We start from the raw sequence: 20,445 nt of genomic DNA on the forward strand, positions 1-20,445 counted from the left end.
GTCGTCGGTGAAGGTGAGCATGCCGCAGTCGGTGTGGTGGATGAGGATGATCTCTTTGGTGCCGAGTAGTCGTTGACTGATCGCGAGGGAGCGGATCTCGTCTTCGGTGATCACGCCGCCTGCGTTGCGGATGACGTGCGCTTCGCCTTCGTTCAGGCCGAGGACACGATAGACGTCGATGCGGGCGTCCATGCATGCCACGACGGCGATCTGTTTTGACGGCGGGAGGGGGAGGGGCCCGGTGAACTGGGCGGCGTACGCGGCGTTGTTGGTGAGGAGTTCGTCGGTAACAGTCATGATGGTCGTCCTTCCGTCGTGGCGCCGGAGGGTCGGCGCCCAATCGGGACGATACGCTTTGACTTCGCTGCTGAGGGGAGTGGGTCGAACAAAGACGCCGTGCAGGGGCGCCACCAATCCGGTATGGCGTCTGGTCCGAACTCGTTGGTTAGCGGCGGAGGGTTTTGCGGGCGAGCCAGTTGCCCAGGAACTGTACGGCTTGCACGATCAGGATGATCACGAGCACCGCCGCCCAGGTGACGGCCGGGTTGAATTGCCGGTAGCCGTACTGGATCGCGAAGGTGCCGAGACCGCCGCCGCCGACGTAGCCCGCAACGGCCGACATGTCGACGATCGCCACGAACACGAAGGTGTAGCCGAGCACGAGTGGGCCGAGCGCCTCAGGGATCACGAGCGTGAGGATGATGCGCGACCGGCTGGCACCTACCGATCGCGCCGCCTCGATCACGCCGGGCTGCACGGTGAGCAGGTTCTGTTCGACGATGCGGCTGATGCCGAAGGTCGCTGCGAGCGACAGAGTGAAGATGATCGCGGTATTGCCGATTCCGGTGCCCACCACGAGGCGGGCCAAGGGTTGCGCCGCCGCGAGGAAGATGATGAACGGGATCGGCCGGAAGACGTTTACGATCACGTTCAGGATGCCGTAGACCACCCGGCTCGAATAGAGGTTGCCGGGGCGCGTCGTGTACAGCCCGAGGCCCACGAGAAGGCCCCCGAGCCCGCCGAACAGAAGGCTCAGCGCGACGATGTAGAGGGTCTCGACTGTGGCCTGGCCGAGCTTCGGCAGGAGCTGGATCAGATCGTCCACGATCAGGCCCCCGATCCGCTGCTCGTGACCCCGAGGTCGGTGATCTCCACGGTGGTGGTGAGGTCGCTCAGCGCGGCGTCGATCGCCGGCGGGTCGCCCCGCAGCGCGAGCGTGAGGTGTCCGAACACCTGCCCCCGGATGTCGTTGATGCCGCCGTAGACCAGCTCGAACTCGATGCCGGCTTGGGCGAGCCTCAGGAACACATCGCCCTGCGACGTGTTGCCGTCGCGGAACGAGAGGGTGACGATCCGCCCGTGGTGCCGTTCGCGCAGCACGGCGAGCTCCGACGGCGACGGCACCCCGCGCACGACCGTCGACACGAATCGCTGCGACGAAAGCTCGCGTGGGCGGGAGAAGACGTCGAAGACGTCGCCGTGCTCGACGACCCTCCCGGCATCCATCACCGCGACCTTGGTGGCGAGGGTCTGGATCACGTCCATCTCGTGCGTGATGACGATGATCGTCACCCCGAACTCCTCGTTCACCCGCTTGAGCAGCGCCAGCACCTCTTGGGTGGTCTCCGGGTCGAGAGCGCTCGTCGACTCGTCGGCTAGGAGGATGCGCGGTGAGGTCGCGAGGGCGCGGGCGATGCCCACCCGCTGCTTCTGCCCACCCGAGAGCTGCTCGGGGTAGTTCTTTGCCTTGTCGCTCAGACCCACGAAGCTCAGCAGCTCGTCGACGCGGGGCCCGATCTCGTGCTTCGGTGTGCGGGCGACGCGCAGCGGGTAGGCGACGTTGTTCCACACCGTCTTTGAGTTGAACAGGTTGAACTGCTGGAAGATCATCCCGATGCCCAGTCGCAGTCGGCGCAGCTCGGACTCGCGGAGGCCGTTGATCTCCACTCCGTCGACGAGGATGCTTCCCGAGCTGACCGACTCGAGCGCGTTGATGAGGCGCACCAGGGTCGACTTGCCGGCTCCCGAGTAGCCGATGATGCCGTAGACGTCGCCGGCCTCGATGTCGAGGCTGACACGGTCGATGGCGGTCACGGGGGTCCCGCCTCGCTGGGACGGCGGGAAGGTCTTCGTGACGTCGCGCAAGCTGACGAGAGCCATGGCAGTCCGTTCCGGGTCGGTAAGACGGTGAGTGAGAACCGCAGATGGGGTCCGGCACGTTTGCAACGCGCCGGACCCCATCGAGGTGCGAAATCTAGCCCGAGTGGGCTGCGGTGTCTTCCTCGACCTTGGTAAGTGAGTCCTGCAGGTCGGCCACGGGGGTCTTGAGGAACACCGCGGTTCCGCCTGAGGCCTCCTGCACGCCGTCGAGCACGGCCTGGGTGTTCTGGTAGATCTCGACCAGCTTCAGGTACGTCGGGTTGTCGGCGTCCTCGGCCTTCGCGGCGAAGATGTTCACGTACGGCAGCGCGTTCGGGTCGGAAGGGTCGTCCTGCGCGATCGCATCCTCGGCGGTAAGGCCGGCGTCCTCGACGAAGTCGTTGTTGATGATCGCCGCCGCGACATCCGGAAGCGACGTCGGGGTGAGCGAGGCCTCGAGGGTCGTGACCTTCACCTTCGACTTCGCCTCGTCGATGTCATCGAGAGTGGCGAAGATGCTGCCGCCGTCCTTCAGTTCGACCAGACCCGCCGACTGCAGCACGAGCAAGCCACGGGCCAGGTTCGACTCGTCGTTCGGGATGGCCACGGTGTCACCCTCCTGGATCTCGTCGACCGAGTCGTACTTGGTCGAGTACAGGCCAAGGGGGTAAATCGCCGTCGACCCAATGGGGGTGAGGTCTTCGCCGCTCGAGACGTTGTACTGGGCCAGGTAGACGATGTGCTGGAACTGGTTGAGATCGAGCTCGCCCTCGGTGAGTGCCGGGTTCGGCTGGGCGTAGTCGGTGAAGTCGACGATGTCGACCGTGATGCCCTCCTCGTCAGCGGCTTCTTTGTAGGTCTCCCAGTAGGGGTCGCTGGCGCCCACGACGCCGATTTTGACGGTCTCAGTGCTGCCGCTGTCGCCGGATGCCGTGCTGCCGGCGCCTCCGGATGCGCAGCCCGCGAGCAGGGCGATGAGGGGGACGGCGACGGTCGCCGCCAGGAGCTTCTTGCTGATGGACATGGTGTTTCCTCTCGGTGGTACGACAGAACCATAGGCTGACCAGCCCACCCACCGCTTCGAGAGCGTAACAACAGGGAACAACTGGCCACCGAACTCCCACCCGCGGGCTGCGCGGATGGTGTGGACGCGGTGACCGGAATCGAACCGGCGTAGACGGCTTTGCAGGCCGCTCCCTCACCACTCGGGCACACCGCGATAACTCACACCGATCATCGCCTGAGCTACCCGGTGACGGACGGACGTGTCGAACTATGTCGCAGCGGCTGGCCGCGCGAAGACATCCAATGACATGCAATCAGTCGCGCTACCGGGAATCTGGAACTTCCTTGAGGCGTTGCCAGCAGGAAGGGGCCGCTTTCAATGTTGTCGCTCGTGTGAGGACGCCGTGAACCGGCCGATTTGAATATTTCCGTGTTGCGGTCCGTGGTCCGCCTCTCAGTACGGCTCACTCCCCATAGATAAAGGAAATCATGTCCGACTACTTCGATCGCGACGAGGACAAGAAATTCACGACTGTTTACAAGAAGGAGACGCCGGACATTCTCGCCGCGTTCGCCGCGTTCGATGCAACGGTGTTCCAGCCGCAGGATCGGGAGATTCCTTTGAAGTATCGTGAGCTGATCGCGTTGGCGGTGAGCATCACCACGCAGTGTGTGTACTGCATCGACGCACACAGCCAGAACGCCGTGAAGGCCGGCGCGTCCGAGGGCGAGCTCGCGGAAGCCGCCTGGGTGGCTACAGCGATCCGAGCTGGAGGCGGATACGCGCACGGGCGTCTCGCGTTCAAACTTGCAGGAGTGCACGAGCACTAAACCCTGCCCGGGGGCCGCGCCCGGATGGCCATCTTGCTTAGAGCAGGTCTTTGCCCGGAGTCAGATCGAGCTGGCTTTGACGAGTGGGATGACTTGCTGGCCGAAGCGCTCGAGCTCGGGGAGGGCGGGGGAGAACTGCAGCAGGAGGGTGTCGACGCCGACGGCCTCGAACTCGAGGATGCGCGCGGCGACCTGGGCGGGGGTGCCGACGAAGCCGGGGCGGAGGCCGCGGTTGGAGACGGAGTAGTCCTTGAGGTCGATGACGGTGTCGAGCTGGGATTTCGAGACGAAGTCCTGGTACGACTCGTAGGCCGCGCCGTGTTGCACGTCGGTGATGCGCTCGAGCTCGGCCTGGGCCTCCTCCTCCGTGTCGCGCACGATGGCGTAGGCCGCCATGCCGAAGTGCTCGAACGGCTCGCGCCCGAGGGCCGCCCGTCGCGCCTGCATGTCGGCGATCTTCGTGGCCAGCTCGTCGACCGTGCCGCCGTGGCTGAGGTACGCGTCGGCGAAGCCCGCGATCGCAGCGCGACCGGCCTCGCTCTCGCCGCCGGCGTAGATCAGCGGCTGCACCTCGGGCTTCGGCTCGAGGTAGGTGCCCTCGAAGTCGAAGGAGGTGCCGTGGTGGCTGTAGGGGGTCTGGGTCCAGAGGCCGCGCAGCACCTCGACGTACTCGGCGGTGAGCGCGTAGCGGTCGTCGTGCGCGCGGAACTCGACACCGTACTGCCGCGCCTCCTCGGCCCACCAGGCCGACACCACGTTCAGCGTGAAGCGGCCCTTTGCGATGGCCTGGATGGTCGCCGCCTGCTTCGCCGCCAGCGCCGGCGGGTGGTAGCTCGGCCGGAGCGCGACCATCAGTTCGAGTGACGAGGTGACCGCCGCGAGAGCGGTGGTCGTCGCCCAGGCGTCGAAGGTCGGCCCCTCGAAGCCGCGGATGTCGTTGAGGTTCAGCTCGGGCACGAGCGTGAGGTCGAAGCCCACCCGTTCGGCCGTCTGCGCGATCTCGGCGAGGTGCGCGAAGGTGAGCGGCGTTCCCTCGTTCTCGACGTTGCGCAGCCAACCGCCGAACACCGGGGTCCAGTAGCCGAACCTCACGCGGTCACCGACTCGGACGCCGCGACCGCTTCCGCGCACGCCGCCAGTTCGGCGCCGAGGAACACGGCCAGCGCCGCCGCGGCCGAGCGCGACGTCACGGCCTCGACGTCGGGGCTGTAGTTCGTGTTCGTGTTGATGTCGTAGGGCAGCAGGCGGCCGTCAGCGGTCTCGAAGAATTCGACCCCGGCGACCTCGATGCCCTGCGCCGCGAGGAAGGCCTCGAGCTTCACGATCAGCGGATGCGCGGCGTCGACGTCGCGGCGCTCGGTGAACAGCGGGGCGGGTTCGGCCGCATCCGGCCCCGATCCGGGCACCGCGCAGGCCTCGGCCGGGCAGAGCTCGAACGAGCCCGCGCTGGTGTCGACCCGCACGGCGTAGACGAAGCGGCCGCCCACGAACTCGGCGCGGGTGACGAAGGGCTCCGCGGTGACGATGTACTCCTGCAGCAGCGTGATGCCGTCGACCGGATGCTCGAAGTCGGGCCCGTCGACATAGCCGTCGAACTCGGCGAGGCTGTCGAAACGGCGCACCCCGAGGCCCTTTCCGCCCTGGTTGTGCTTGGTGATGAAGGGCAGCGGCAGCTCGCGGGCGCGCGCTTTCAGGTCGGCGGTGCCGATGACGACGACAGTGTGCGGGGTGTCGAAGCCGGCCGCGCGCAGGGCCGCGTACTGGGCGGCCTTGCTCACCTCGAGCTCGACCACGCGGCTGCCGTTGACGACCCGGCGGCCCGAGGCCTCGAACCAGCGCAGCAGGGCCCGCGCCGCATCCTTCGCGTGGGTCGCACCGCGGGTGTGCGCCGAGGCGCTGAGCCGCGACCAGAACACACCCTCGGGCGGCAGCTCGCCGAGGTCGTACGAACCATCGTTGAGGGGCCACTCGCGCCAGGGCACACCGGCGGCGTCGAGGGCGGCGCCGAGCGGTGGGATCCACTCGGGGTTGTCGTGCAGGATGTGCACAGACGGTGAGTTGGCTGACACGCTCGAACGGCCCTCGGAAGCCCCTCGGTGGAGATCCTCATTTGACCCATACATCTTCTTATCCATCCGTAATCTCTGGTCGCGTCAGAATTGGATACGTGCCTTTAGGCGCTCTGGCCGCCGGCGGAGTCGGTGAGCTCGCCGTAGATCTTGGTGGGGTCGGTGCCGTGCACGAACCACTCGCCGAGGATTCGCTCCTTGTAGACGCGCGGGTTGTGCGAGGCGAGGGTGCGGGCATTGCGCCAGTGCCGGTCGATCGCCCAATCCTTTGAGACGCCTGAGGAGCCGAGCGCGTCGAATACGATCGTGGTGGCGGTGAGCGCCGACTCGATGATGGCGACTTGAGCGCGTGTGGTCTCGACTGTTGCGAAGATCAGCGCCTCCTGCTCGCCCGCGCGGTCACCGGAGGCGAGCGCCCCCGCGTGCGCGGCCGCCACCAGGTCGAGCGTGGCGCTAGAGCGCTGTACGGCGGCCTCTGCGCCGAAGGCGAGCGCCGACACCCGGCCGATCACCTGCAGCAGTTGCGGATCCTCGGCCGCGTTCTCGGCCAGCCCGTGGCTGTAGTTACGCTTGCGGGCGGTGAGCGCCTGAATACCGTCGCGCTGGGCCGCGCGGGTGATCCCGGCCAGGATGGCCAGCAGTGAGGTCTGGTAGAACAGCGCCTGGTAGCTGAAGCGCTCGGACGCCGGGAACAGGTCGGCCGCGTCGACGTGGGCGTCGGTGTAGTTCGCGCTGCCGCTGGCCGTGGTCTGCTGGCCAAAGCCGGGCCAGTCGTCGATAAGCTCGACGCCCGGCTGGTGCCGGCGCACGAGCGCCGTGATGATGCGGCCCTCCTCGGTGCGGCCGATCACGTCGAGCCAGTCGGCGTAGAGGCTGCCGGTGGCGTAAAATTTGGCGCCCGTGATGCGCCAGCCGTCGCCGTCCGGAGCTGGCGAGAGGATGGTCTTGAGGCTCGAGAACGAGCCGTTGTTCGCTTCGGTCCAGCCGCCGCCCACGAACTCGCCCGTCACCAGGCGGTCGATCCAGACGTCGTTCGTGGGCGACGGCTCGGCGTTCAACCGGTCTTCGACGAATGCCAGGTGGTTGCGCCAGACGTGCGAGACGTTCGGATCCGCTTCGCCAAGATCCGTCAGCAGCTGGAAGGTCTGGCGGAGCGAAGCCCCGAAGCCGCCGCGGGCGACCGGGATGCGCACTCGGCCGAGCCCGGCGTCGATCAGCCAGCGCACCTGCTCATGCGGGAACACGCGGTTTTTCTCGCGTTCGAGGTTGCCGGCGGCGATCCGGTCGAACACCGGCTGGAAGCGCGCCGAGAGCTCGGCGTCGGTGGCGGTGGCGGGCAGGAGCAGGTCGGTGGCGGTGGCGGTTGCAGACATCAGTGGCCTCCAGGGGCGGTGGTTTCGAGCGAGAGATGGGGTACGAGTCCGGCGTCGCGCACCGCGCGCAGCCCGTTTCCGAGATCGGTGATGAGGTCGTCGACGGTCTCGATGCCGACGGAGAGGCGGATGAGTCCGGGCGTGATTCCGAGCCGTTGCGTCTTCTCGGCGTCGAAGGAAAGATGGGTGGTGGTTCCCGGGTGGATCGCCATCGAGCGCACGTCGCCGATGTTGGTCATCCGCGAGAACACCTGCAGCCGGTCGATGAACACCCGCGCGCCTACCAGGCCGCCGGCTACCGTGAACGCGAACACGGATCCGGTGCGACCGCCGTACAGTCGCTCGGCGAGCTCGTGCTGCGGATGCCCGGGTAGGCCTGCGAAATCGACCGACTCCACCTCGGGTTGCGCCGCCAGCCAGAGCGCGATCGTGCGCGCGTTGTCGAGGTGCCGTTCCAGCCGCAGCGACAGCGTCTCGATGCCCTGCTGCAGTAGGAATCCGTTGAACGGCGACAGCGCCGGCCCGAGGTCGTTCACCACGGTCAGCCGCAGGTACGCCTCGAAGGCGTGCTCGTCGCCGAGCCGGTCGAGGAACGAGGGCGCGCCGGGAACTTGCTCGTCGGTGAGCAGCGGATAGCGGCGCCCCGAGGCGCGCCAGTCGAAGGTGCCGCCGTCGACGATCACCCCCGAGATGCCGGCGCCGTGCCCGCCGAGGAACTTGGTCGAGGAGTGCACCACGATGCTCGCCCCGAGCTCCAGCGGCCGGATCAGGTACGGCGTGGCGACCGTGTTGTCGACCACGAGCGGCAGTCCGTGCCGAGCGGCGATGCGGGCCACCTGCTCGATGTCGACGATGTCGTTCTTGGGATTCGGGATCGTCTCGGTAAAGATCGCCTTGGTCTCCGGCCGGATCGCGGCCTCCCACTCGGCCTCGTCGTCCGGGTCCCACACATAGCCGACCGTGATGCCCAGCCGCTTGAGCGCCCGGTTGAACAGGATCTGCGTTCCGCTGTAGATGCTCGCCGTCGACACGAAGTGGTCGCCGGCCTCGACCAGCGCGATCAGCGCCGAGCTGATGGCGGCGGTGCCCGAGCCCACGACGACCGCTCCCGTACCGCCCTCGAGCGAGGCGATCCGCCGCTCGGCGACCACGTTCGTGGGGTTGAGATGCCGGGAGTAGAGCTGGCCCTCGTCGGTGCCGGCGAACCTGCCGTGGGTCTGGTCGAACGAGTCGAAGCGGAAAGCGTTGGAGAGATGGATCGGCGTGATCCGCGAACCGAAGCCGGGCTCCGGCAGCTCACCGGCGTGCACCTGCCGGGTGTCGAAGCCGAAACCGTCCCAGTCGTAGTGCGGTTCGGCGACGGATGCCGGCTCGCGGCCGTCGCCGCTCACCGGGCCACCTCCGCGGACGGAGCGGGAAAGGCGGAGCGGGCACCCGCGAGCAGCGGCGCGGGCGAGCCGAGTCCGAGCCGATCGCGCAGGGTCGACGTGGCCGGTGCAGCGTCGCCGTGGGGCGCGGCGAGTTCGGGCAAGAGCACCCCGAGGTCGCGCACGAGCAGGGCGATCCCGGATGCCGTGAGCCGGGCATCCGGAACCAGCAGGACGTTCGCGCGCGGGTCGAGCGCGCCGATCGCCGCCGCCACTTCGTGCGCCGTGGCGTCGGTATCGACCGGCACCAGCGCGAAGACCGGAACCGCCGGCGAGACGGTGAGAGCCGACGACAGCAGGCTCGCGGGCACCACGAGCAGCTCGGCCGCGCCGGCCGCGGCCTCGAGCTGCTCGGCCCGGTCGGCCACCCAGCCGATGACGGGCGCGCCTTGCGGGGTCGAGGGCACGTTGAGCGGGCCGGCGATGGAGAAGACGCCGTCGTGATCGATGTGCACGATCCGCTCGGCCTCGGCGTAGATGCCGGTGGTGCGGTCGCCCACGATGGTGTCGGCGGGCCAGCTCTGCCACAGCTTCTGCAGCGCGAGCGCGGCGTCGCGGGTGGTGGCCGGCTCGAGCGGGGCGCCCTGCGAGAGGCGGGCGCCGCTCCACGACTCGCGGCCCGCATCGGCAGCGGGAGCGTAGCGGTCGCGCTCGCCGAGCAGCAGTCCGGTGCGGCCGGAGCTCAGGTGGTCGAGCGAGGCGACCCGGCGGCCGAGGTTGTACGGGTGGTCGCGGTGCGGCGCCGCCACCACAACGACGGCGGTGTTCGGGGCATCGGTGGCGAACACCGTGGCCGCGACGCTGGAGTCCACGGTGCTGCCAAGGGGGGCGCCGTCCGCCGGCTCGGTCACGCGGTCGACCCCGAGCGCGATGAACGCTAGGCCCAGCCCGTCGAGTTCGGCCGCCCATCCCGGCTGCCCGGTGAGCGCCACCAGGTGCGGCCCGCTCAGCCCGACGGCCAGCAGCCGCCTCGTCATGTGCGTCATGGCGCATCCTTTCTGCTCTGATCGGAACCGGGCCGTCTGTGGCGACCGGCCGGATGCGATTGCTCGCGCGATCGATGCCGCCAGGCTAGGAAACGGTCCGACCGCACGACCTCTGCCGGGTCATCCGGCGACACATTCGCCGCGTTTCGCGCGCTCTGTTGAGCAATGTTTCGCCCGCGCCCGCCGCCTCCTCCGCGGCGCCGCGGCATCCTCTACCGTCGCCTCGACGTCATCCGATTCGGCAGCGTGCCGAGCGAAGGGAGCTCCTGATGTCCGAACGCCGCGAGGGGCACGTTCTCCTCGGAATCAATGTGCTGACGCTTGGCTACCTGCCCGCCGCCTGGCAGAGCAACCTGCTGCACACGCATGCGCCCACCGACCCCGACTACTGGCGGCGCATCGGCGCGCTCGCCGAGCGGGGCACCCTCGACGCCATCTTCCTCGCCGACGGCCCGATCCTCGGCAACCCCTCTTACGACGCCAACAACACGCGCCTCGACCCCACGATCATCTGGTCGCACGTTGCCCGGGCGACCAGCCAGGTGGGCCTGATCGCCACGGCCTCCACCACCTTCAACGACCCCTTCGAGCTCGCCGAGCGGCTGCTGAGCTTCGACGTGTCGACGGGCGGCCGTGCCGCCTGGAACCTGGTCACCTCGCGCGACACCGGGTCGGCCAACAACTTCGGCCTCGACGAGGTGCTCGGCCGCGGCGACCGCTACGAGCGCGGCTCGGAGTTCGCCGACCTGGTGATCGCGCTCTGGGAGTCGGCGCGCACCGGAGACGACGTGGTGCACCACGGCCGCCACTTCGACCTGGAAGGCCGACTGCACGTGCCGCCGTCGGAGCAGGGCCGCCCCGTGATATTCCAGGCCGGCGGATCGCCCCAAGGCCGCGCGCTGGCTGGCCGGGTGGGGGAGGGCGTGTTCGCCGCCGAGCTCACCAAGGAGGGCGCGCTCCAGCACTACCGCGAGGTGAAGCAGAACGCGGTCGACTTCGGGCGCTCGCCGGATGCCGTGAAGATCCTCCCGGGCCTGCTGCTCACCCTGGGCAGCACCGAGGAGGAGGCGCGCCGCCGGGTCGACGAGATCCACGACCTCGGCCCCTCGGCCTACTCGGTGCTCTGGCTCTCGCAGGCCATCGGCCACGACGTGTCGACGCTCGAGCTCGACGAGCCCTTCCCTGCCGAGCTGCTCGAGGCGCCGCTGGACGTCTCGACCTTCCGGGGCAGCATCGGCTTCCGGCAGTCGATCTTCGAGCGCATCCGCCAGTCGAAGCCGACCGTGCGCGAGTACCTGCGCGAGACGCGCTACACGGGTTCCGGCCACGGCGGCTTCGCGGGCACGCCCGAGCAGCTCGCTGACAAGATCGAGGACTGGTTCTACTCCGGCGCCATCGACGGCTTCAACCTGCAGCCCGACCGGCTGATCGATCAGCTCGAGGTGATCGCCGACGAGCTCGTGCCGATCCTGCGCGCTCGCGGCCTCTATCGCCACGAGTACGAGACCGACACACTGCGCGGCCACCTGCAGGCCTCGTCGCCCACCCCGGGGTTCGGCCGCACGCCCGGTCTCGCCACCGCCCCCGAGTTCGCCTGATGGGCCGCGCACCGTTGAAGCTCGGCTTCGCCTTCAACCTCGGCCTCCGCGACAAGACCCCGGAGGCCACGGCCCGGCTCTACGACGAGGTGATCGCCACCATCCGCTACGCCGAGCAGGTGGGCCTGGACGGCGTGTGGGTGGGCCAGCACCACTTCGACATCACGCCGGGGCCGGTGCCTTCGCCGCTCGTGCTGCTCGCCGCCGTGGCACGCGAGACCGCGCGCATCGCGCTCGGCACGGGCATCGTGTCGCTGCCGCTCGAAGACCCGCTGCGCCTGGCCGAGGATGCGGTGGTGCTTGACGTGCTCGCTCGCGGCCGCCTGCACCTCGGCCTCGGCACCGGCGGCGCCAACCTCGGCGCCTTCGAGGCCTGGGGCCTGAACGGCGACGACCGCCACCGCCTCTACGACGAGAAGCTGGCGCGCCTTAACACGGCTCTGGCGGGCGAGTCGCTGACGACCGATTCGACGGGGACCACGGATGTTGCGGGCCCGCGCCTGCAGCCGTATCTTCCGGGACTTCCGCGCCGCGTCTGGGAGGGCGTCACCTCCGAGCAGCGCGCCCGTGCAGCCGCGCGCGCGGACCACGGCATCCAGGTGGGGGCGTTTTTCGATCCGGCCGGGGCGGGCCAGCATCCGAAGGTTGCCGCCTACGTCGACGAGCTGACGCGCGTGCATCCGCAGTCCGATCCGCGCGTCGGCGCCTTCCGCTTCCTTTATCTCGGTGATGACAAGAACGACGTCGTGCGCGAGGTCGAACCGGTTCTCGCCCCGAAGCTGCCGTTCCTCGCCGAGCGGGGAGCGCAGAGCGGTAACACCACCTTGAAGGGACTCTCCGTGCGCGACTACCTCGACAGCGTGGCCATCTACGGATCGCCCTCGGACGTCGTGGACGGCATTCGGGCCGATCCGGTGCTACGCGACTTCGGCACGCACCTGGTGGCGAACGCGTCCTTCCACGACACCTTCGACGCGGAGCACGCGCGGCGGCAGATCGACGCCCTGGTAGGCGAGGTGGGTCCGTCGCTCGGCTGGCGTCCGGATGTCACGGCCGGCACGGTCGCCGGAGCCGACGTCCTCACCGGCGCGGGAGCCGCCCGATGACCGCCGCCACCCCGCGCGAGCGCGAGCGCGAACTCCACCTCCTCGTTTTCGGCCACGCCCCCGGCAGCCTCGCCGGCGCCTGGCGCGTGCCCGGAGTCGGCTCCGATGTGGCGAGCCGCCGGCAGCGCATGGTCGAGACCGCGCAGGTCGCCGAGGCGGGTCTGCTTGACGGCATCTTCTTCGCCGACGGCCTCAACTTCGGCCCCGACGGCACCTGGGCACACAAGGTGCCCGACGATTTCGAGCCGCTCACCACCACGGCGTTCCTCGCGGCAGCCACCGAGCACCTCGGCCTCGTGGTGACCGGATCCTCGCAGTTTCAGGCCCCCTACACGCTCGCCCGCCAGCTGCTCTCGCTTGATCATCTGAGTGGCGGCCGTGCCGGCTGGAACCTCGTCACGAGCTTCTCCGAGGCCGCCGCAGCCAACTACGGCTCGCGCGGAGTCGTCGGTCACGACGACCGTTACCGTCAGGCCGAGGAGGTGCTCGAGATCGTGAAGACGCTCTGGGACTCCTTCGAAGACGATGCCGTGATCGCCGACCGGGCCCGCGGCATCCACACCGACCCCTCGAAGGTGCATCGCGCCGACCACCACAGCGAGGCCTTCGACGTGGCGGGGCCGCTCGGCTCCACCCGCTCCTCTCAGGGTCAGCCTGTGATCTTCCAGGCCGGCGCCTCCACCGCCGGTACCGCCTTCGCCGCTCGGCACGCCGACGCCATCTTCACGGGGCACCCGACCCTCGCGCAGAGCCAGGACTTCTACCGACGTATCACGCAACAGGCCCGGGATGCCGGCCGCCGCACCCTGCCGATCGTCACGCCCGGCCTCTCCTTCGTCGTCGGCTCCACCGAGGAGGAGGCGCAGCGCTACGAGAAGGTCGTAGAGGAGAGCTTCATCCCCGAGTACCAGGCCGCCTGGCTGCAAGAGGTCGACATCGACGTGACCGGCCATCCGCTCGACGGCCCGGTCCCACTCGACCGCTTCGCCGCCGCCTCGGAGAAGCACCACACCGCGCTCGCGGGCTACAAGACGCTCGCCACCGAGGGAAACCCGAGCCTGCGCGAGTTCCTCTACAAGACCATCTCAGCGTTCGGCCTGCGAGTCGTGGGCTCGCCCGAGCGCATCGCCGACGAGATCCAGCACCGCTTTGAGAACGGCGCGGCCGACGGCTTCATCCTGCAGCCCCCGGTGGCGCCGGACCAGCTGCAGCTATTCGTCGAGCACGTCGTGCCCCTGCTGCAGAAGCGCGGCCTCTTCCGGCACGAGTACTCCGGATCGACGCTGCGCGACCACCTCGGCCTCACCCCGCCCGCCAACCGCTACACGACGAATCGCTGAGCCATGCCGCTGTTCGAACTCGACGCCTTCAGCGTCTCCTTCCTCGACCCCGACCAGCCCGAACGGCACCAGACGCCCGCGCGCACCGTCGACTCCCTCTCCTATGCCGTGGACGAGGGCGAAACCCTGGCGATCGTCGGGGAATCAGGATCGGGCAAATCGGTCTCGCTGCTCGCGGCCACCGGCCTGCTGAACGGCGACCACCGCACCGAGGGCGCGGTGCGGTTCCGGGGGCACGACCTGCTCGCCGCCACCCCGAAACAGCGCCGCGGCATCCTGGGCAAGGAGATCGGCTTCGTCTTCCAAGACCCGCAAAGCAACCTGCACCCGTTCAAACCCGTCGGTCGCCAGATCGAGGAGGTGATCGCCGAGCACACCGCGCTCAAGCCGGCCGCGCGCCGGGCGCGCGTGCTCGAGCTGCTCGGCGAAGTCGGCATCCAGGATGCGGCGCAGAAGGCCCAGCACTACCCGGGTCACCTCTCCGGCGGTCAGCGCCAGCGGGTGATGATCGCCATCGCGATCGCCCTGAACCCCGCCCTGATCATCGCCGACGAGCCCACCACGGCGCTCGACGTCAGCGTGCAGGCCGGCATTCTCGGCCTGCTCGGCCGCCTGCAGCGCGAGCACGGCACCGCCATCGTGTTCGTCTCGCACGACCTCGCGGTGGTCTCGCGCATCGCCGACGCGATCGTGGTGCTGAAAGACGGGCGCCTGGTCGAGAGCGGCCCACGCGACGAGGTGGCGCTCGCGCCGCGGGAGCCCTACACCCGCGCTCTGCTCGAAGCCTCGCGCGCCCGCATCCGGCCCCGAGTACGCCCGATCCGGGCCACGGATGCGGGCCCCGCCGAGGCCGAGCCTAAGCCCCTGCTGGGCGTGCGAGGTCTCACCAAGCACTACCGCCGCGGTTCCCGCGTCACGCCCGCCGTCACCGGGCTCGACTTCACGGTCGGCGCCGGCGAGATCGTCGGCATCGTGGGGGAGTCCGGCAGTGGCAAGTCGACGGTCGGCAAGGTCATCGCGGGCCTGCAGTTCGCCGACTCGGGCGAAATTCTGCTCGACGGGCATGCCTACCCCACGAAGGTGAGCACGCAGGTGCCGCACCTCCCGGCCGAGGTGCGCCGCTCGGTGCAGCTGGTGTTCCAGGATCCGTACGCGAGCCTCAACCCGCGACGTACCGTCTTCCAGTCGATCGCCGCGCCGTTGGAGGCCAACGGCTGGTCGAAGAGCTCCATGCGCGAGCGGGTGGCCGAGGTCGCCCGGCGCACGGTCGTCGGCGACGAGCTGCTGAACCGTTATCCGGTCGCGCTCTCCGGGGGCCAGAAGCAGCGCGTAGCCATCGCCCGCGCGCTCGCCCTCGGGCCGCGGCTCGTGGTGGCCGACGAGCCGCTCGCGGCACTCGACGTCACGACGCAGGTCGAGATCATCGAGCTCATCCTCTCGCTGCAGCAGTCGCTGCACACGGCGTTCCTGTTCATCAGCCACGACCTCGGGGTGGTGGCCGCGATCGCGCAGCGCGTGATCGTGCTCGGCCCGAACGGCGTGGAGGAGATCGGCGAGACCGAACAGGTGTTCACCGCTCCGCGCTCGGCCTACACCCGCACGCTGCTCGACGCGATCCCGCGACTGGACGAGGCCGAGGTGAGCACGCGATGACGGTCCTCGCGCGCCGGGACAGCATCCCGAAGCTCACCGGGCCGGACCGTGGCCCCAAGGATCCCGCGTCCGGCACCGCCGCCGCCCGCCGCCGCGCCTTCTTCCGCGACCCCGCCACGATCGCCGGCCTCGCCCTAATCGGCCTGGTGCTGCTCGGCGCGATCGCCGCGCCGCTGGTGGCTGCGATCGTCGGCCACGGCCCGATCGAGCAGTTCCCCGATGAGTCGCTGAGCGACACCGGCCTGCCGATCAGCGGCGGCAACGGCTTCCTGCTCGGCGCCGACGACAGCGGCCGCGACGTGTTCGTGCGCACCCTCTACGGGGCGCAGGTCTCGCTGTTCATCGGCATCGTCTCCACCACCATCGCCCTCGTGGTTGGCACGGCCGTGGGCCTGATCGCCGGCTTCGTGGGCGGCCGCACCGACAACACGCTCTCGGCCTTCACCGACATCGCGCTGGCCTTCCCCTTCCTCATCACGGCGCTCAGCGTGGTGACGCTGAACCGAGGGCCGCAGGGCGACGACGTGATCGACCCGGCCTGGGTGGTGATCGGCATCGTGGCGCTGTTCTCCTGGACCTACTTCGCCCGCCTCGTCCGCGGCCTCGTGATCGAGATCAAGCAGCGCTCCTTCATCCACGCGGCCATCGGATCCGGCGCCGGCCGCACCCGCATCATCCTCACCGAGATCCTGCCCAACGTGCTGCCCGCCGCCATCATCTACTGGGCCGTGCAGCTGCCCGCGAACATCATCGGCGAGGCCTCGCTCTCCTTCCTCGGCGTCGGCATCAAGGCGCCGACCCCCAGCTGGGGAACCATGATCGCCAACGCGCAGCAGACAGGCCTCTACCAGTACCAGCCGTGGCTGCTGCTCGCGCCCGCGATCTCGCTGTTCATCACCATCCTCGGCTTCAACCTGGTCAGCACCCAACTGCGCCGCCGCTTCGATCCCACCTCCACGGGGAAGTAGGCCCGCCATGACCGCCTTCGCCCGCACGCAATTTCTGCGCACCCGCCTCACCCGGATGCTCATCACCGTCATCGCCGTGGTGATCGTCACCTTCGTGCTCACCCAGGTGGCCTTCACCAACCCCGCGCAGAACCTCGCACCGCCCAACGCCTCCGGCGAGACGATCGACTCGATCGCCCGCGCCTACGGCATCGACCGCCCCTGGTACGAGCAGCTGTTCGGCTACTTCGTGAAGGGCCCCGACATCCAGGGCACCCCCACTGGCTTCCTCAACTGGCCGCCGAGTCTCGGCTATTCCTACCAGCAGCAGCGGCCAGTCACAGAGCTTTTGCTCGAGAAGATCCCGGCCACGCTCTCGCTCGCCGCCGGCGCCTTAATGCTCTGGGTGATCTTCTCGGTGCTGCTCGGCGTGCTCGCGGCCCGCCGGCAGGGCGGCTGGTTCGACAAGGTCACCTCTGGCTTCTCGTACACCTTCCTCTCGCTGCCCACCTTCGTAACGGGCATGCTGCTGATCTACTTCCTCTTCTACCAGCTGTCGCTCGCCGGCTTCCGGTTCTTCCCGAGCTCGGGGTACGTGCCGATCACCGAATCGCCGGGGGAGTGGGCGAGGCACCTGATCCTGCCCTGGCTCACCCTTGCACTGGCCGAGATCGCGATCTTCCAGCGCGTCATCCGCAGCTCCGTGCTCGAGGTCGTGAACCAGGACTACATCCGCACAGCCAAGGCCAAGGGGCTCTCGGATCGGCGCATCTACTTCGGCCACGCGCTCTCCGGCGCCCTCAACCCGGTGCTTACCCTCGGCGGCATCGAGCTCGCGGCCATCATCGGCGGCGCCGTGATCACCGAGCAGGTGTTCGGCATCGACGGCATCGGCCGGCTCGCGGTCACCTCGGCGAGCTCGGGGGACGCACCCGTGGTGATCGGCATCACCCTGTTCAGCGCCGTCGTCTTCGTGATCACCACCTTCGTGGTCGACCTCATCACCTACGCCCGCAGCGCGCGCCAGTAGGCGCGGCCGCAGGCGGAGCATCCTGCACTACCTAGAAAGGAACACAGCATGTCACTCTCCCGAAGACTTCTCGTCCTAGGCGCGGCGCTCGGCGCCTCAGCTCTCCTGCTCACCGGCTGCACCGGCCCCGTGAGCGCCGAGTCGACCGGTGCGGCCGCCTCCGGCGAACCGCACTACGGCGGCACCCTCAAGGTGGGCGCCATCAACGACTTCCACGCGCTCGATACCCAGACGGCCTACTACACCGAGGACTGGCAGGTCGTGCGCCTGCTCAGCCGCCAGCTGGTCACCTACCCCGGCAGCACCGAGGGCATCGGCGACGACACCACGGTCGTGCCCGACCTGGCGGAGAGCTGGGACGTGAGCGACGACGGGCTGACCTACACGTTCCACCTGCGCGACGACATCCACTACTCCGGCGCCAGCGACCGCGAGATCACGGCCGAGGACTTCGTCTACGCCATCAAGCGCTTCCCCGACCCCAACAACCAGGTCTCGGCCATCACCTACTACAACGCCCTGCTCGACGGCTTCGTGGGCTACCGCGAGAAGTTCGAGGCTGAGGTGCCGGTGGGCGACGAAGCGGCGGTGAAGGCCTTTATCGACTCCAACGACATCCCGGGCGTGAAGGCCCTGGACGACAAGACGCTGCAGCTCACGCTCACGCAGCCGGCCAACGATTTCCTCGACGTGCTCACGCTCAACTTCGTGTCGCCGCTGCCCGAGGAGGTGGTGAGCCAGTACTTCCCCGACAGCCTCGAGTACCGCCAGAACTACGTCTCGAGCGGGCCGTACAAGATCGAGTCGTACGAGCCCAACAAGTCGATCGCCATCACCAAGGTGGCCGACTACAACGCCGAAGGCGATCCGCGCCCCTCCTACATCGACCGCTTCGAGATCGACTTCAGCTACTCCACGGCGGACGCGGTGTCGCAGGCGATCCAGACCGGCACAGTCGACATCGGCTTCTACGTCTCCCCGTACCCGGCCCAGGTGGTGCAGAGCTACCAGGACACCCAGCCCGAGAACCTGCACATCTCGCCCAGCGGATCGCAGACCTTCATCAGCATCAACAACCCGAACGAGGGCGAGCCGCTGACGGACGGCCAGAAGGCGCTGAAAGACCTGAAGGTGCGCCAGGCGCTCGAGTACGCGGTGAACAAGGCCGACATCGTGCGCGGTCGTGGCGGCGAGGTGTCGGCGAAGGCGCGCAGCGAGATCCTCACCAGCACGCTCCTCGGCTACAACGACACCGACTACTTCCCGTCGGAGAACGACGAGGGCGATCCTGAGAAGGCGAAGCAGCTCTTGAAGGAGGCCGGATACCCCGACCTGGAGCTGAAGGCCGCCTACTCCATCTCGCCCGAGAACGAGAAGATCTGGACCTCCGTGCAGGAGTCGGTGAAGCGCGCGGGCATCACCCTCGACCTCGTGCCGATCCCGGCCGCCGACTACTCGGCGAGCCTCGCCGACGAGTCCAAGCGCGGCCAGTGGGACATCGCGCAGGGCGGCTACTCGCCCGACTGGCAGGGCAACGGCTCGCGGATGATCGTGGGCGGCTGGCTGAACTCCGACTTCAACCCCGGCTACGTCTGGAACGGCGTGAACTACCACAGTGACGCCCTGAACGCCGAGGTGGAGAAGGCCTTTGACGCACCCACCGCCGAGGCGGCCGAGCCGTTCTGGCAGGAAGCCAACCGCATCGCTAGCGAAGACGTGGCCTGGGTGCCGCTGTTCGAGACGATCCGGGTGTTCCCCTCCTCGGCCCGGGTCGCCAACTGGACCTGGTCGAGCCTCGGCAACGGGCCGGACTGGGCTTCGCTGCAGGTGGTGGACTGATGAGCGGGCTGCAGCCGGTCGTTCTGGAGGGCGCGCTCGAGGTGTCCCCCGAGGCGCCCGGCTGGCGGGCGGAGCCGGCGCGCGAGAGCGATTTCACGGCGCTGGCCGAATTCGTCGACTCGGTGCGGGACGGCGGGGGGCGCAAGTTCCCCGCCAGCCCGGCCGGCCTCGCCGACGTCTTCGCCGGCCGCGTGCCCGAGCACAGCCGCGTGCTGCGCTCGGGCACGGGCGAGATCCGCGGGTTTACGGTGCTCTATCAGCCCTCTTCGACGGCCGCGGTACAGAACGCGGCCGCCACGGTGGGTCCCGAGGTGCCCGCCCCGGTCGTGCAGGCGGCGGTCTCCGCGCTGACGGCCGCGTTCGAGCGGGAGAACAGCCACGTGCCGGCGCTGCAGATCTTCGCCTCGGCGGACACGTCGCCGGTCAGCGACGCACTCCTGACCGCGGGCTTCGACATTGAGGCCCGTTTCTGGGGAAAGCGACGGGTGCTGACGGATGCCGACCGGCAGGTCGATCCGATGCCCGGCATCACGGTGCTCGACTGGTCGCAGGTCGTCTCGCGCGACCTCGGCGAGGCGGTGCGCCAGGCGCAGTACGAGACGTTCCTGCGGCACTTCGGCGAGCTCGGCAAGACCGCGGATGGCTGGCGGCACCATCTGGCCGGCCCGGTGTTCGAGCCCCGCTTCTCGTTCGCCGCGATCGACACCACTGTGGGCCTCGGTGCCAGCGGCCGCCCGGTGGTGGCGGGCTTCACGCTCGGCTCGAACTACACCGACGACTCGCTCGGCGACCGAGAGGTCAACGCGCACACCGACTACATCGGCGTGCGCGCCCCCTGGCGCAAGCGCGGCCTCGCGGCCCACCTGCTGCGACACGTCTGGCGCAGTGCCCTCGAGGCCGGCCTCCCGGCCGCCTCCCTGGGCGTCGACACGCAGAACGAGCACGCGGCCGCCCGTCTGTACGACTCCGTCGGATACCACACCATCAGCGAGAACGCTGCCTACCGTTATAGTCGTCGGTCGTAACGGCCACACCGGGCGTGAGCCCAGGTTTCCTTGAACAGGAGTGGAGGCACTCGGGCCAGATCAACGGGGTACGCGCG

Annotated in this window: 18 protein-coding genes and 1 tRNA gene; 9 read left to right on the forward strand and 10 right to left on the reverse strand. The window is 68.9% G+C overall.

Annotated features, from left to right (window positions below; genetic code table 11):
* The 5 genes from N1032_RS21375 to N1032_RS21395 all read right to left on the reverse strand — a co-directional run.
* The coding region (locus tag N1032_RS21375; protein WP_259542173.1) for a beta-class carbonic anhydrase at window positions 1-297 on the reverse strand (297 nt) is incomplete at its 3' end.
* Between the two features lie 148 nt (window positions 298-445).
* Window positions 446-1,105, reverse strand: a complete 660-nt coding sequence (locus tag N1032_RS21380) for a methionine ABC transporter permease (protein ID WP_259542174.1) — start codon at window positions 1,103-1,105, stop codon at window positions 446-448.
* Window positions 1,106-1,107: 2 nt separating this feature from the next.
* On the reverse strand, window positions 1,108-2,160 hold the full coding sequence (locus tag N1032_RS21385) for a methionine ABC transporter ATP-binding protein (RefSeq protein WP_259542175.1): 1,053 nt from the start codon (window positions 2,158-2,160) through the stop codon (window positions 1,108-1,110).
* Between the two features lie 94 nt (window positions 2,161-2,254).
* Entirely contained in the window at window positions 2,255-3,163 is a 909-nt protein-coding gene (locus N1032_RS21390; RefSeq protein ID WP_259542178.1) for a MetQ/NlpA family ABC transporter substrate-binding protein, read from the reverse strand.
* A 121-nt stretch (window positions 3,164-3,284) separates the two neighbouring features.
* Window positions 3,285-3,358, reverse strand: a tRNA-Cys gene (locus tag N1032_RS21395).
* Window positions 3,359-3,633: 275 nt separating this feature from the next.
* On the opposite strand from N1032_RS21395, the gene N1032_RS21400 reads away from it, so the two are divergent.
* Window positions 3,634-3,975 (forward strand): carboxymuconolactone decarboxylase family protein, encoded by a 342-nt coding sequence (locus tag N1032_RS21400; protein WP_259542180.1) that lies wholly within the window; start codon window positions 3,634-3,636, stop codon window positions 3,973-3,975.
* Window positions 3,976-4,035: 60 nt separating this feature from the next.
* On the opposite strand, the gene N1032_RS21405 is transcribed toward N1032_RS21400, so the two are convergent.
* From N1032_RS21405 to N1032_RS21425, 5 genes are all read right to left on the reverse strand, one after another.
* Complete coding sequence (locus N1032_RS21405) at window positions 4,036-5,067, reverse strand: LLM class flavin-dependent oxidoreductase (protein ID WP_259542182.1); 1,032 nt, start codon at window positions 5,065-5,067, stop codon at window positions 4,036-4,038.
* Window positions 5,064-6,044, reverse strand: coding sequence for an ATP-grasp domain-containing protein (locus N1032_RS21410; protein WP_259542184.1), 981 nt, complete (start codon window positions 6,042-6,044; stop codon window positions 5,064-5,066). Before N1032_RS21410 ends, N1032_RS21405 begins: the two co-directional genes overlap by 4 nt.
* A 104-nt stretch (window positions 6,045-6,148) precedes the next feature.
* Window positions 6,149-7,417, reverse strand: a complete 1,269-nt coding sequence (locus N1032_RS21415) for an acyl-CoA dehydrogenase family protein (RefSeq protein ID WP_259542185.1) — start codon at window positions 7,415-7,417, stop codon at window positions 6,149-6,151.
* Complete coding sequence (locus tag N1032_RS21420; protein WP_259542186.1) at window positions 7,417-8,808, reverse strand: O-acetylhomoserine aminocarboxypropyltransferase/cysteine synthase family protein; 1,392 nt, start codon at window positions 8,806-8,808, stop codon at window positions 7,417-7,419. The genes N1032_RS21415 and N1032_RS21420 overlap by 1 nt, the downstream gene beginning before the upstream one ends.
* Window positions 8,805-9,830: an LLM class oxidoreductase gene (locus N1032_RS21425; protein WP_259542188.1), complete on the reverse strand. Its 1,026-nt coding sequence runs from the start codon at window positions 9,828-9,830 to the stop codon at window positions 8,805-8,807. Before N1032_RS21425 ends, N1032_RS21420 begins: the two co-directional genes overlap by 4 nt.
* Before the next feature lie 269 nt (window positions 9,831-10,099).
* On the opposite strand from N1032_RS21425, the gene N1032_RS21430 reads away from it, so the two are divergent.
* Genes N1032_RS21430 through N1032_RS21465 form a run of 8 tightly spaced genes read left to right on the forward strand, consistent with a single transcriptional unit; the run spans window position 10,100 to window position 20,368 of the window.
* Entirely contained in the window at window positions 10,100-11,428 is a 1,329-nt protein-coding gene (locus N1032_RS21430; protein WP_259542189.1) for an LLM class flavin-dependent oxidoreductase, read from the forward strand.
* A complete protein-coding gene (locus N1032_RS21435; protein ID WP_259542190.1) occupies window positions 11,428-12,534 on the forward strand; it encodes an LLM class flavin-dependent oxidoreductase in 1,107 nt (368 codons plus the stop codon). The genes N1032_RS21430 and N1032_RS21435 overlap by 1 nt, the downstream gene beginning before the upstream one ends.
* A complete protein-coding gene (locus tag N1032_RS21440) occupies window positions 12,531-13,874 on the forward strand; it encodes an NtaA/DmoA family FMN-dependent monooxygenase (RefSeq protein ID WP_259542191.1) in 1,344 nt (447 codons plus the stop codon). Before N1032_RS21435 ends, N1032_RS21440 begins: the two co-directional genes overlap by 4 nt.
* A 3-nt stretch (window positions 13,875-13,877) precedes the next feature.
* The gene (locus tag N1032_RS21445) at window positions 13,878-15,527 is read left to right on the forward strand and encodes a dipeptide ABC transporter ATP-binding protein (protein WP_259542192.1); all 1,650 of its coding nucleotides are present in this window, start codon (window positions 13,878-13,880) and stop codon (window positions 15,525-15,527) included.
* Window positions 15,524-16,495: an ABC transporter permease gene (locus N1032_RS21450; RefSeq protein ID WP_259542193.1), complete on the forward strand. Its 972-nt coding sequence runs from the start codon at window positions 15,524-15,526 to the stop codon at window positions 16,493-16,495. The genes N1032_RS21445 and N1032_RS21450 overlap by 4 nt, the downstream gene beginning before the upstream one ends.
* 7 nt (window positions 16,496-16,502) lie before the next feature.
* Window positions 16,503-17,504, forward strand: a complete 1,002-nt coding sequence (locus N1032_RS21455) for an ABC transporter permease (protein WP_259542194.1) — start codon at window positions 16,503-16,505, stop codon at window positions 17,502-17,504.
* A 48-nt stretch (window positions 17,505-17,552) separates the two neighbouring features.
* The gene (locus N1032_RS21460) at window positions 17,553-19,343 is read left to right on the forward strand and encodes an ABC transporter substrate-binding protein (RefSeq protein WP_259542195.1); all 1,791 of its coding nucleotides are present in this window, start codon (window positions 17,553-17,555) and stop codon (window positions 19,341-19,343) included.
* Entirely contained in the window at window positions 19,343-20,368 is a 1,026-nt protein-coding gene (locus N1032_RS21465) for a GNAT family N-acetyltransferase (protein WP_259542196.1), read from the forward strand. Before N1032_RS21460 ends, N1032_RS21465 begins: the two co-directional genes overlap by 1 nt.
* Window positions 20,369-20,445: the final 77 nt, after the last annotated feature.

Source organism: Herbiconiux daphne (genome assembly GCF_024979295.1).
Taxonomy (GTDB): Bacteria; Actinomycetota; Actinomycetes; order Actinomycetales; family Microbacteriaceae; genus Herbiconiux; species Herbiconiux daphnes.

Coding starts and splice junctions, on each gene's coding strand:
- N1032_RS21460 (WP_259542195.1), top strand. CDS start 17,553: ATGTCACTCTCCCGAAGACTTCTCGTCCTAGGCGCGGCGCTCGGCGCC.
- N1032_RS21445 (WP_259542192.1), top strand. CDS start 13,878: ATGCCGCTGTTCGAACTCGACGCCTTCAGCGTCTCCTTCCTCGACCCC.
- N1032_RS21400 (WP_259542180.1), top strand. CDS start 3,634: ATGTCCGACTACTTCGATCGCGACGAGGACAAGAAATTCACGACTGTT.
- N1032_RS21425 (WP_259542188.1), bottom strand. CDS start 9,830: ATGACGCACATGACGAGGCGGCTGCTGGCCGTCGGGCTGAGCGGGCCG.
- N1032_RS21465 (WP_259542196.1), top strand. CDS start 19,343: ATGAGCGGGCTGCAGCCGGTCGTTCTGGAGGGCGCGCTCGAGGTGTCC.
- N1032_RS21385 (WP_259542175.1), bottom strand. CDS start 2,160: ATGGCTCTCGTCAGCTTGCGCGACGTCACGAAGACCTTCCCGCCGTCC.
- N1032_RS21455 (WP_259542194.1), top strand. CDS start 16,503: ATGACCGCCTTCGCCCGCACGCAATTTCTGCGCACCCGCCTCACCCGG.
- N1032_RS21390 (WP_259542178.1), bottom strand. CDS start 3,163: ATGTCCATCAGCAAGAAGCTCCTGGCGGCGACCGTCGCCGTCCCCCTC.
- N1032_RS21435 (WP_259542190.1), top strand. CDS start 11,428: ATGGGCCGCGCACCGTTGAAGCTCGGCTTCGCCTTCAACCTCGGCCTC.
- N1032_RS21440 (WP_259542191.1), top strand. CDS start 12,531: ATGACCGCCGCCACCCCGCGCGAGCGCGAGCGCGAACTCCACCTCCTC.
- N1032_RS21430 (WP_259542189.1), top strand. CDS start 10,100: ATGTCCGAACGCCGCGAGGGGCACGTTCTCCTCGGAATCAATGTGCTG.
- N1032_RS21450 (WP_259542193.1), top strand. CDS start 15,524: ATGACGGTCCTCGCGCGCCGGGACAGCATCCCGAAGCTCACCGGGCCG.
- N1032_RS21415 (WP_259542185.1), bottom strand. CDS start 7,417: ATGTCTGCAACCGCCACCGCCACCGACCTGCTCCTGCCCGCCACCGCC.